13 protein-coding genes are annotated in these 11,132 nt (G+C 37.0%); 1 reads left to right on the top strand and 12 read right to left on the bottom strand.

Annotated elements, in window-relative coordinates; all coding sequences use genetic code 11:
• Positions 1 to 123: 123 nt before the first annotated feature.
• From ACFTQ7_RS22670 to acpS, 11 genes are all read right to left on the bottom strand, one after another.
• Positions 124 to 2,298, bottom strand: coding sequence for a Tex family protein (locus ACFTQ7_RS22670; protein WP_386831342.1), 2,175 nt, complete (start codon positions 2,296 to 2,298; stop codon positions 124 to 126).
• Between the two features lie 202 nt (positions 2,299 to 2,500).
• Positions 2,501 to 3,286, bottom strand: coding sequence for an RNA polymerase sigma factor SigB (sigB, locus tag ACFTQ7_RS22665; protein WP_386831340.1), 786 nt, complete (start codon positions 3,284 to 3,286; stop codon positions 2,501 to 2,503).
• Complete coding sequence (gene rsbW / locus ACFTQ7_RS22660) at positions 3,264 to 3,734, bottom strand: anti-sigma B factor RsbW (protein WP_079562545.1); 471 nt, start codon at positions 3,732 to 3,734, stop codon at positions 3,264 to 3,266. Before rsbW ends, sigB begins: the two co-directional genes overlap by 23 nt.
• The gene (locus ACFTQ7_RS22655) at positions 3,731 to 4,066 is read right to left on the bottom strand and encodes an STAS domain-containing protein (protein ID WP_079562544.1); all 336 of its coding nucleotides are present in this window, start codon (positions 4,064 to 4,066) and stop codon (positions 3,731 to 3,733) included. Before ACFTQ7_RS22655 ends, rsbW begins: the two co-directional genes overlap by 4 nt.
• Before the next feature lie 71 nt (positions 4,067 to 4,137).
• On the bottom strand, positions 4,138 to 5,133 hold the full coding sequence (locus tag ACFTQ7_RS22650; protein WP_386831337.1) for a PP2C family protein-serine/threonine phosphatase: 996 nt from the start codon (positions 5,131 to 5,133) through the stop codon (positions 4,138 to 4,140).
• A gap of 12 nt (positions 5,134 to 5,145) precedes the next feature.
• The gene (locus ACFTQ7_RS22645; RefSeq protein WP_386831335.1) at positions 5,146 to 5,547 is read right to left on the bottom strand and encodes an anti-sigma regulatory factor; all 402 of its coding nucleotides are present in this window, start codon (positions 5,545 to 5,547) and stop codon (positions 5,146 to 5,148) included.
• Positions 5,548 to 5,971: 424 nt separating this feature from the next.
• Positions 5,972 to 6,322: a type II toxin-antitoxin system PemK/MazF family toxin gene (locus ACFTQ7_RS22640; protein WP_049663446.1), complete on the bottom strand. Its 351-nt coding sequence runs from the start codon at positions 6,320 to 6,322 to the stop codon at positions 5,972 to 5,974.
• Between the two features lie 4 nt (positions 6,323 to 6,326).
• Positions 6,327 to 6,590 (bottom strand): hypothetical protein, encoded by a 264-nt coding sequence (locus ACFTQ7_RS22635; protein ID WP_049663444.1) that lies wholly within the window; start codon positions 6,588 to 6,590, stop codon positions 6,327 to 6,329.
• A 321-nt stretch (positions 6,591 to 6,911) separates the two neighbouring features.
• Positions 6,912 to 8,033 carry an alanine racemase gene (gene alr, locus ACFTQ7_RS22630; protein ID WP_386831332.1) on the bottom strand — a complete coding sequence of 374 codons (1,122 nt, stop codon included), beginning with the start codon at positions 8,031 to 8,033 and terminating at the stop codon, positions 6,912 to 6,914.
• Positions 8,034 to 8,253: 220 nt separating this feature from the next.
• Positions 8,254 to 9,360: a LolA family protein gene (locus ACFTQ7_RS22625; protein ID WP_386831330.1), complete on the bottom strand. Its 1,107-nt coding sequence runs from the start codon at positions 9,358 to 9,360 to the stop codon at positions 8,254 to 8,256.
• 278 nt (positions 9,361 to 9,638) lie between these two features.
• A complete protein-coding gene (gene acpS, locus ACFTQ7_RS22620; RefSeq protein ID WP_386831328.1) occupies positions 9,639 to 9,992 on the bottom strand; it encodes a holo-ACP synthase in 354 nt (117 codons plus the stop codon).
• Positions 9,993 to 10,056: 64 nt separating this feature from the next.
• On the opposite strand from acpS, the gene ACFTQ7_RS22615 reads away from it, so the two are divergent.
• Positions 10,057 to 10,677 carry a rhomboid family intramembrane serine protease gene (locus tag ACFTQ7_RS22615; protein WP_349661710.1) on the top strand — a complete coding sequence of 207 codons (621 nt, stop codon included), beginning with the start codon at positions 10,057 to 10,059 and terminating at the stop codon, positions 10,675 to 10,677.
• Positions 10,678 to 10,680: 3 nt separating this feature from the next.
• Here ACFTQ7_RS22615 and ACFTQ7_RS22610 read toward each other — a convergent pair whose 3' ends face one another.
• Positions 10,681 to 10,833: a hypothetical protein gene (locus ACFTQ7_RS22610; protein WP_386831325.1), complete on the bottom strand. Its 153-nt coding sequence runs from the start codon at positions 10,831 to 10,833 to the stop codon at positions 10,681 to 10,683.
• Positions 10,834 to 11,132: the final 299 nt, after the last annotated feature.

The following is an 11,132-nucleotide window of genomic DNA, read 5'->3' as shown; positions in this document are numbered from 1 at the left end:
AAGTACAATCATAGCAAGGGCTAGAAATTAGGTGGGACATTAACTGCCCGTAATAGCCTGATTGGTGAAGATTAATAATCAACAGGGCTCGAGAGAATCCCCGCTGATTAAAGTTTCACTTAATTACGCTTCGATAGTTTGATCTTTAGGAGGCAGCATCGTTAATGATATGCGCCCTTTATTGACATCTATTTGTTCTACCCAAACCGTCACAATATCACCGAGTGCAACAACCTCTAATGGATGTTTAATACGTTTTTTTTGTAATTTAGAAATATGCACAAGCCCGTCCTGCTTCACTCCAATATCTACAAATGCTCCGAAATCAACTACATTTCTCACTGTACCTTGTAATTCCATCCCAACTTGTAAATCTTCCATTTTCAATACATCTGTTTTCAGTAAAGGCTGAGGGAATGCATCACGTGGATCGCGGCTTGGCTTCATTAATGTATCCACAATATCCTTTATTGTGATTACTCCAACATCTAAAATGCCACTTAATTTTTCTTGATCTAGTTTTGCAATGGCTTCCTCGGCCTTTTGCGTCCCTAGCTCTTTTTTATCAATTTGTACAACCTCTAAAATCTGCTCTGCTACACTATAGCTTTCAGGGTGAATGCCCGTAGCATCGAATGCATTTTTGGCTCCTTGCACACGTAAGAAACCTATTGCTTGTTCATACGTTTTGGCACCAAGTCGTGGAATTTTCTTTAGTTGAGCACGAGTAGTAAATTGTCCATTTTCCTCTCGCACCTTCACGATATTCTCCGCAACCGTTTTAGATAATCCAGAAACGTATTGTAGTAAAGAAGCTGAGGCTGTATTAACATCAACACCAACTTGGTTTACAGCCGTCTCTACTATAAATGTTAAGGACTCATTCAATTTCTTTTGAGAGACATCATGCTGATATTGGCCTACCCCAACTGCTTTTGGCTCAATTTTCACTAACTCCGACAGCGGATCTTGCAAGCGACGTGCAATAGAAACGGCACTACGCTGTTCTACCTGTAAATCCGGAAACTCTGTACGGGCAACTTCGGATGCTGAATAAACAGAAGCTCCCGCTTCATTGACGATCACATAGGCAATATCTGTTTCAAGTTCATTCAATACATCAGCTATAAATTGTTCTGTTTCGCGTGAGGCAGTACCATTACCAATAGCAATTATAGTAATTGGGTATTTTGCTAAAATTTCTTTCACAACTGCTTTTGATTTTCCTACATCTGGTTTTGGAGGATGTGGATAAATGGCTGTAACCTCAAGCATTTTCCCAGTTTCATCTACAACAGCTAGCTTACAGCCTGTACGGTACGCTGGATCAACTCCTAATACATACTTCCCTTTCATTGGAGGCTGTAATAATAGATTACGTAAGTTCTCAGAGAAAATATGAATAGCCTGCATCTCTGCTTTTTCTGTTAATTCATTTCGTAACTCTCGTTCTATAGAAGGCTGAATTAGACGCTTGTACGAATCCTCGATCGCTAGCTTTACTTCAGGAATTGCTGGAGAGGAACCTGTAGCCGGAATCCACTCCTTCCACATAATCATCAATACTCGATCTATCGGTACTTGAATTGCTACTTTTAAGATTTCTTCTTTCTCACCACGATTTACAGCTAAAATACGGTGTGGGACAATACGATTTACAGGTTCTTCATATTCATAATACATTTCAAACACGTTTTTTTCGTCTGCATCTGCATCCTTCACACTTGTAGCGAGTACTCCATCTTTCCATGAATACGTACGAATTTTTTCACGGATTGCCGCGTCATCGGCAAAGCGCTCTGCCAAAATATCTCGTGCCCCAGCTAATGCATCCTCTACATTAGCAACTTTCTCCTCATCTACGAAGGCCATTGCTAATTTCTCTAAAGCATCATTACGATACTCTAATAGAAGATCTGCAAGAGATTCTAACCCTTTCTCTTTCGCTATTGTCGCCTTTGTTCGGCGTTTTTGTTTATACGGTCTATATAAATCCTCTACACGTTGTAAAACAGTTGCTGCTTGAATCGCTTTTTCTAATTCAGGCGTTAGTTTATCTTGTTCCTGAATTAATCGTATAACCTCTTCTTTGCGTTGCTCAAGCTGCTGTATGTAGTGATATCGATCCTCCACAGCTTTAATCTGCACTTCATCAAGAGACCCAGTAGCTTCTTTTCGGTAACGTGCAATGAACGGCACTGTATTTCCTTCTTCTAATAATTTAATAACAGCCTCAGCTTGACCCGGCTTAACAGCTACATCCTTTGCAATGAGCTGTAACATTTGCTTTTGTTCCACATCATCACTACCTTTTTTCTTTTCATTTTACCATTACACTTTACTAAAAATGCAAAAAAATAGTCTACTCTAACGGAAGAGTAAACTATTTTATTCAATACGAAGAGACTGTTTTCGCTAGCACTTCCTGCAAAGCTCTTACTATTGCTTGTATTTGCAACAACAACAACAACAACAGGAAAGCCCCTCTCGCTAAAAATTTTTAAAGCGAGACACCATCTCTTACTAAGATAGCTTCTTGTAATTTTTTTATTGCCTTCCTTTGTATTCTAGATACATGCATTTGAGAAACCCCTAATCGTTCCCCAACTTCTTTTTGAGTGAGTTGCTCTAAATATGTAAGCTGAATGATTTGTCTTTCTCTCTCATCTAAAATACTCATTGCTTCAGAAACAACCATTCTTTTATTAGTTATTTCATAGCCGTCATCTTCTTTACCCATAATATCAAATAACGTTACTGTACTACCGTCAGAATCCGACTCTATTGAATGATCCATAGAAAGAGCATGGTAACTACGGCTCATCTCCATAGCCTCTAACACTTCTTCTTCTTCTACTTCTAATTGATCCGCAATTTCCTTAATAGACGGAGAACGTTGCAACTCAACTGTCAACGCTTCAACTGTTGTTTTAATTCGTGGTCCTAATTCTTTTATCCGTCTTGGCACATGAACATCCCAAGTCTTATCACGTAAAAAGCGCTTAATTTCTCCAACAATCGTTGGAACAGCAAAAGCTTCAAAACTTCGACCAACATCAGGATTAAAACGTCTTATTGCACCTAGCAACCCCAGCATACCTACTTGAGTAATATCATCATAACTAGATTTACCATTCGAATATTTACGTGCAATGGATTCTACTAAATATCGATAATGAATCACTAAATTTGTTTGAGCTTCATCATCTTCCGTTGATTGGTACAGTGCAATCCACCTTAGTATATCTTCCTTAGACGAAGATTTAGGTAGTGATTCTTTCGACATTTTTCTCCACCTGCTCTCTAGCGACATACTTAGTCATGAAAACAGTTACGCCACCATCGTTATTTATCATCACCTCATCCATCAAAGTTTCCATTAAATAAAGCCCTAAACCACCTTCGCGAAGACCTGCAATACTCTCTTCAGGATGATACGGACCGATTTTCGATTTTATCTCCTCAAAATTAAAACTATTACCGTAATCTGCAATCATCATTTCTAGTTTATTTTCATACAAAGCGCATCCAATGACGATTTCTCCCTCTTCTTCGTCCTTATATGCATGATGTACAACATTTGTTACCGCTTCACTTGCAGCAATTTTTAAATCTTCAATATCATCGTAATTAAATCCAACTCGACTAGCTAAGCCAGAAACCGTCAATCGAATCACACTGACAAATTGCGGTTTTGCAGGAACCCTTATCTCAATATAATCAAATTCCTTCATTTTCGTAATTCCACCTTTTTATCAGTCTCAATATCCATTAAATCGCTTAAACCAGTAATTTCAAACAACCTTTGTAATCTATTCGATAAACCAACTAATTTAACTTTACCATTTTCGCGTAGTGTTCTTTTATAAAAGGCTACAAAGATACCAAGCCCTGTACTATCCATATAATTAACTTTTGATAAATTTAGTACTATTTCTAATCCCTCAGTAATTTTCACTGCCTCTAATTCTTCCCTGAGTCCTGAAGCAGTAAAAGTATCTATTTCACCCTCTACAAATCCGTATAGTTTATTATCAAGTTCTTTAAAGTGTATCGCCATGTCCATACAGCATACCTCCACCAATTTGTTAGACTAATTTTCTATTCCCGTAATTATTAAAAGTCAAACCTAAAAAACTATTTTTTTATAATTGCAATTGTAAAATCATCTGATAGTTTAAAATCCTGTATTTTTTCAATTTGCTTATAAAGAAGATTACATAATTCTTGGGCTGACAAGTATTTATTTTCAAATATTAATGATGTAATGACCTCTCGTGCATTCAATTCATCCAGCAATCTGAATTCAGTAACACCATCCGTCATCATGATTACGATGTCGTTTTCTTCCAAAGTAATTTCGTTATAAGAATATTTCGTTTCTGGCAACACCCCTAATAATAATCCCGTTGATTCCAAAGGGATAAATTGATCACGCATAGCACTGTAATGAAGAGCTGGCTCGTGACCTGCAGAAGCATAAGAAAAAGTGCTTTTTCGCATATCCAAACAACCGTAGAACATAGACACAAACATACTGTCGTCTACACTCTTTTCAATTACTCGATTAATGACCTCTAATACATATGAAGGATCTCTATATGCATAATCCAATGCTTCTAAACCATATTTTACCATAGACATGCATAATGCGGCTGGAACACCTTTACCTACCACATCTGTCACAGCTACACTCAAATAATCATCTCGATTATATAAAAAATGGACATAATCCCCATTCATTTTCCGGATTGGAATAGATATCATTCCTATATCGATATTTAAAAGTTGTGGTACCTCTGTTTTAAGTAATGTACTCTGGATACTTGTAGCAATTTTCATTTCTATCTCATACTCAGCCTGTTTTTGTAATAAGCTTTGGTGCTCCCTATGAGCCATTCCATAATGCACCATCACTTCGATAAGAAAATCATATGCAAGCTGTTCTTCACTCATTCTACGTGGAAAAAGCTTTTCAACTGCGTTTTTATGAATACTTACAACATCCTCTGGAGATATATTATTTTGGATTAACTGACGAGTGAAATTTTGAGCAATATACAAATTCTTTTCAGTTTGATCAGTCATATAATCTGACAAAATCTTTTTATATTGAGATTCTAATCGATCCAACAACTCCACATCCTAACGCAGCCATTTTTCAGCTCTTATCGTTGTTCCTTCACCAATAACCGATTGAATATTCATACTGTCCATCAATCGATTAACGCCTGGTAAACCTGCACCTAGCCCCCCTGAAGTAGAGTAACCATCCTCCATCACTTTCCGAACATCCTCTATTCCTGGTCCTTGATCCGTTGCAATAACAATTATTTTTTTCTCTGTAACTGACTCAAATTTTTCAATTTCAATGACACCTATCCTTGCATATAAATATATGTTTCTAGCTAATTCGCTTATAGCTGTGGTGATTCGAGCCTGATCAACAGTGTCAAATCCAAGCGCTTTTGCTTCGTCACGCCCCAGTTGTCTTGCTGCTACTATATCCCACTCAGTAATAATCTCAACCGAAGACTTAATTGTCACTGCTGTCCCCCCAATTCCTTTCGGAGTTATACTCTTACACTTTTTGACCCACTTAACTAAATACTTTAAATATTTTAATTATATTAAAGATTTTACCTCAGCGAAATGGTTGCTGTCGCTAAGTTTGTATTTCACAGAAAAAATTTTATTGCTGCAGTTTTACTTTCGCACAGGAAAACACTTGTTGCTGCCGCTTCGCTTTCGCACAGAAAAACACTTGTTGCTGAATGAAGGTGAAATTCTATGTATATTTCCTTAAACTTCTCAATGCTTTTTCAAAAATCGATGCTAATTTTATATCTTGAATATACCTCAAATCTATAAGCACCATTTTTGAATAGCGGTTTTAATAAGTATTTTAGGGGAACAATACAAAAAAGCATCGAGATGAAAACATCTCGATGCCGCTATACACATATGTATATCAAAATTTAACAAGCCCTAAACTAATCATCAATGCACCATCAACTTTCTCCATCAACGCATGGTCAAGTTGTGTAATACGATCCGTCAATCTTGACTTATCAATCGTCCGCACTTGCTCGAGCAGAATAACCGAGTCACGTTCAAAACCATACTTTTCAGCATTAATTTCGACGTGCGTCGGTAATTTTGCTTTCTGAATCTGTGCAGTAATAGCTGCGATGATGACAGTCGGACTAAATCGATTTCCAATATCATTTTGAATAATCAGCACCGGCCTAGTGCCCCCTTGCTCGGACCCAACTACCGGCGATAAATCTGCAAAAAAAACGTCACCACGTTTTACATTCAAAGTGTCATCCCCCGCTAACGAGACGCTCCACTGTATGTTGTGCTTCATATTCTGCATGCAAGCATTCACTTGCAATACTCAGATTTATATGAGACATTTCAACATATCCTTTCATCATAGCTTCCCGTATTTGATTTGGTTGCTCCTGCATTAAAACTTTGCGCGACAAAATACGCGCAAAAGATTCACTCTCAATTACTTCCTTTGTTTGTAGAAATAGTCTGTCCTGAACAGCAATTGTAGCTTCTCTTAACTTTTTCTCGTACACAGCAAGCACCTCCAACGGAACCATCCACTTTTCATTACTACCCATTCTACCATTGAAAGATATCGTTGAAAAGACACGAAATGACAAAATATCTGACAATTTAAAGTCCAAGTTGTAAAAATATGTAGGTTGTCGAAGGTAAATGCCGATTTATTCACCTTGCAATATGTCACAAATTATGATTGGCTCATCTACCCGGTAATTTAACATATTGATTAGTAAGTAGTTATTCACCAAGTTGTTTAGTTGCTCGAATAAAAAATTCATTTGTCCTAAAATCATTTATGCCTCGGCATGATTGATCCCGATTTTAATTTAGAGTTAAATGTATAATCTAGGAACCCTCGCTGTAATAATGCATGGTACTTCATAATTAATGGTTTCAAGCTTCGCTGCCCATTCATTCATTGAAATAACATCCTGTCCTTGATGACCAATGAGTGTTACTTTCTCACCTATAGCATATGCTTTTGGCAAGGCAACCATACATTGGTCCATACAAATTCGTCCGACAATCTGCATTCTTTGACCATCAATTAGTACTTCTTGTCCGCCTAATTTACGAATCACTCCGTCAGCATAGCCTATTGGTATCGTTCCAATCCACATATCCGCTGGGGCCGTAAAAGTAGCGCCATAGCCTACTGAATCACCTGCTTGTAACTGTTTTACATGAACAAGCTCACTCTCAAGTGAAAACGCTGGCTGTAACGAAAATGGTAAAATACCTTCTACATAAGGCGATGGTGATAATCCATACATTGAAATACCATATCTGACAGCGTCAAATTGTAAATGTGTATCTTTCACTAATGATGTAGCTGTATTTGATGCATGAACAAGTCTAGGCTTTTCAGGCAATACTGACACACATTTCTCAAAAAATTGCACTTGTCTATCGAAGTAAGAGGCATCTTCTTCATCTGCAGTCGCAAAATGTGTAAATATCCCATCAAGCTCTACATTTATTGTATTCTTTATTGTTTGATATAGTTCCAATAATTCTTGTTCTGAACGAACGCCAATTCTGCCCATTCCACTATCTACTTTTATATGTAGTCGTAAAGGGTTTACTTCATTAGCTATGAACGGAGCAGCTTGCTGTACCCATTCACTAGCAAACGCCGTAAGAATTATGCGCTGCTTGGCAGCGTATGGCACAAACGAAATTGGAGAGGCACCTAATAATAGTATGTCCGGTTCTTCAAAATGCGCTCGAATATGTAATGCTTCATCGGGCGTTGCCACAGCAAGTATTGTTGCCCCTGCCTCGAGTGCCGCTTTTGCAACGGCTATATCTCCATGACCGTATGCATTTGCTTTTACGACAGCTATAATTTGAACATTTGGTTGAAGTAGCTTTTTCAAATTTTTTACGTTTTTTTGAATTGCTTGTAAGTCTACAATTGCTTTGGTTGGTCTAAAATACTGCTGTATCTCCATTAGAATACCCTCTTTATATTTTATTAAAACAATATGTATTGATTAAATCACTTTTGCTCTACAGTTTTACCATAAGTTATTCTATTTTAGACTAATTTTCTACATAACTTTTATCATATATGACTTAACACTTTCTAAACAGTGTTAATATTCATCAAAACTGCACTATTTTTCTTAATCAGCTACAGCTTTCCATTTAGAAAAGCTGTAGCTAGAGTAATTATTTCATACTACCTATCGTCATAGAAGTGGCAACTTGCACCATTTCTTCACGAGTCAATTTACTAGATGCTACAAAGAATTCGACGCCATCCTTTTCCCAGCTAATAGATGTATCTGTAATAGCTCCAATTGTAAAGCCTAAATCTACAGGATCACCAGGCGATGATACTGGCAACATTGAAGTCTGTTTCGTAACTGGTTGTTGCATAACTGTAAATGGCTTGTCACCGTCGAATGTTAAGATAACACGCTCCATGCCACCCTCTTGCATGACTTTCTCACCCACCATCTTTGTATTTCCTAAACTTACAACAGGGTAATGTGTTTGGAACTTTGTATTTTCGGCTTCTGCACTTACTGCTTGTTCCCCATCATTTCCATCCGGAGTATTATTGCTCTCTTTATCGCCTTTATCCTTTTCTTCCTTATTATCTTTTTCTGGCGATGTAGCGTTTTCCCCTTTTGGTTCATCTTTTTCTGTAAATTGCTCAACCGCATACTCTTTAGCCGCATGTTGAACACCTAATTTAATATTTTTAAATGTGATACGAATTTGCTCTTCTTTTACATCATTCATAATTACTACGGAAGTTGGAAGCATTGTTTTCTTATCGACTGTTATAACTTGATGAGGCATACTATTTTTATAGCTATTTCTAGTAGCCGCTTCAAATATATATGCTTTGTCCTCTTCTTTCATGACTAAATTTTTATCTTGAGCTAAATCTTCTGCTAGTGCACCTATTAAATAGGCCTGACTATTTTTCTTTGGCCAATCACTTTGGAATTTATACATTTTGTTTAATGTAGGTGTAACAACAAAAACGCCATCTGCATTTCGCACTATCATTTGAGAAACATCTTTCCCACTTTCTACAACTTCCACTCGATAGAAATCAGGTTTCGTATGCCAAACAGTTACATCATATTTTTTTGGATCCCCACCAGATTTAATCTCCATCGTAGCATTTAACTCATAACCATTGGTCTCTGCCCATTTCCCATTAACTTTCTTTAACACTTTTTCCTGTGAGTCTGTACCACATGCCGATAGAAGTAATATCGTACAAAGTAAGACGAGCCATTTAACTATTCGGTTGCCCACGCTTTCACCCTTTCCTTCTTTCAAATCCACTACGACAATATATGAACCGTATTTGTCAGTTATGTCATTTGAACATGGGCAATATATTTATCTTCACTCAGAAATTTATTTGCGTTTTAATAGCTATCACGATAGAGTAGTTGATTTCTGCTCCGACTAGGCACTTTCCTAGGGCGTCAGTCGAGACGGAAATCAACTTATAGTTTTAATAAATGTCTTCCGCAACTTTTAATAATGAGCCCTTTTACTTTATATGGCGAAAGCTTGTTTTACATTTTTTATTGTAATAATATTACTTGTGCTGCTGCGTATTGTTTTGAGTGTGTAATGCTTACAAATCCATTTACAAGCTCTCCTTTAAAATATAAAACAGGATTACCAGCTTCCCCTCTTAAAACTTCAACATCATGAAGCTTACATTCTTCACCAATACCAGTTCCTAATGCCTTCGAAAATGCTTCTTTTACAGCAAATCGTCCGGCCAAAAATTCTATTCTACGAGTTTCTGTATGTGCATCAAACAAAGCTCTTTCCCTTTCAGATAAAATGCGGTCTTTAAATTTATTTGTTCTCCCCATTGCTTTAATAATACGGTCAATTTCTACAATATCGAGACCAATTCCTTTAATCATTTGAACTTCTCCTTTTCCTATTTCTAAAAAGCCATGTATAATGATTGTAAATTGAGGTGGAGTTATGTTTAGTAGAACAGAAAATTTCAAGCAATATACAAAGTATTATCCTATTGTTTCAACATTAATAGCGGTTAATTTAATTATTTATGTAATAACTATTTTACCTGAAATAGGTGACCAAGTACTGAATTACGGAATCCAAGTGAACTTCCTTGTTCAAACAGGTGAATGGTGGCGTGTTTTTTCCGCAATGTTTTTACATGCTGATTTTTTGCACGTTTTCTTTAATATGTTTTCACTGTATTTATTCGGACCAGAGCTTGAAAAAATTGCAGGTAAGGCGCGTTTTATTACAATCTATTTATTGTCCGGTATTGTAGGCGACATGGCAACCTACCTTCTATATGATAGTAGCTATGCAAGTCTCGGTGCAAGTGGAGCTGTTTTTGGAATATTTGGTGCCTTCGGAGCACTTGTCTACTACACACGCCGTACAATGCCGATGCTTCGAAAACTTATTTTACCAATCATTGTGATAAGTGTTATTATGACTTTTTTACAGCCGAATGTGAATGTCTATGCTCACTTGGGCGGTTTAGTAACAGGGTTCCTCCTTGGACTCATCTACTTACACCCAAGAAGAATTTTAAGCTGGCGTAAACAAAAGATGGCGGGTAAGTAATAGTTACAAAGTGGAGCCATTCTCTGATGATAAGCTTTCATCGAGGATTGCTCCTTTTATTTTTACGCTAGTGTTATATTCTTTTTTCATTTTATCCCCAAATAAAACCGTATTAACACTTGTCCATTTATGCCCTAATTCACTTGATGATGCCACTCCCACAAACTTCCCCAATAGCCCCCGTTTGTAGGCCATTATTATTCACGTTTTGTTGCATTGTAGCTACATCCTCTACTCTTTCTATTACGCCCCCTTTTGTTTGATTAATTTTATTATAAACAGAATATTTGGAAATTTATAGGTAAAAAAGGATTATCATCATCATGTGTCCCTAACTTCCTTTTTGACTATGTACTTTTCTAAGAGCATGCGATTAGCCACTTGGATCAACACAATATTTTTGTGCGAAAGCGTAGTATAAACGTAGTAGCACGATATTTGTCACTCATTCGTAT

The organism is Lysinibacillus sp. NPDC056959 (assembly GCF_042674095.1).
Taxonomy (GTDB): domain Bacteria; phylum Bacillota; class Bacilli; order Bacillales_A; family Planococcaceae; genus Lysinibacillus; species Lysinibacillus zambalensis.
This window is presented reverse-complemented; position numbering and strand designations above follow the sequence as displayed.

Bases quoted from the DNA above. Each gene is read 5' to 3' on its own strand.
- sigB (WP_386831340.1), bottom strand. From the start codon at position 3,286: ATGTCGAAAGAATCACTACCTAAATCTTCGTCTAAGGAAGATATACTA.
- rsbW (WP_079562545.1), bottom strand. From the start codon at position 3,734: ATGAAGGAATTTGATTATATTGAGATAAGGGTTCCTGCAAAACCGCAA.
- ACFTQ7_RS22655 (WP_079562544.1), bottom strand. From the start codon at position 4,066: ATGGACATGGCGATACACTTTAAAGAACTTGATAATAAACTATACGGA.
- alr (WP_386831332.1), bottom strand. From the start codon at position 8,033: ATGGAGATACAGCAGTATTTTAGACCAACCAAAGCAATTGTAGACTTA.
- acpS (WP_386831328.1), bottom strand. From the start codon at position 9,992: ATGATTAAAGGAATTGGTCTCGATATTGTAGAAATTGACCGTATTATT.
- ACFTQ7_RS22615 (WP_349661710.1), top strand. From the start codon at position 10,057: ATGTTTAGTAGAACAGAAAATTTCAAGCAATATACAAAGTATTATCCT.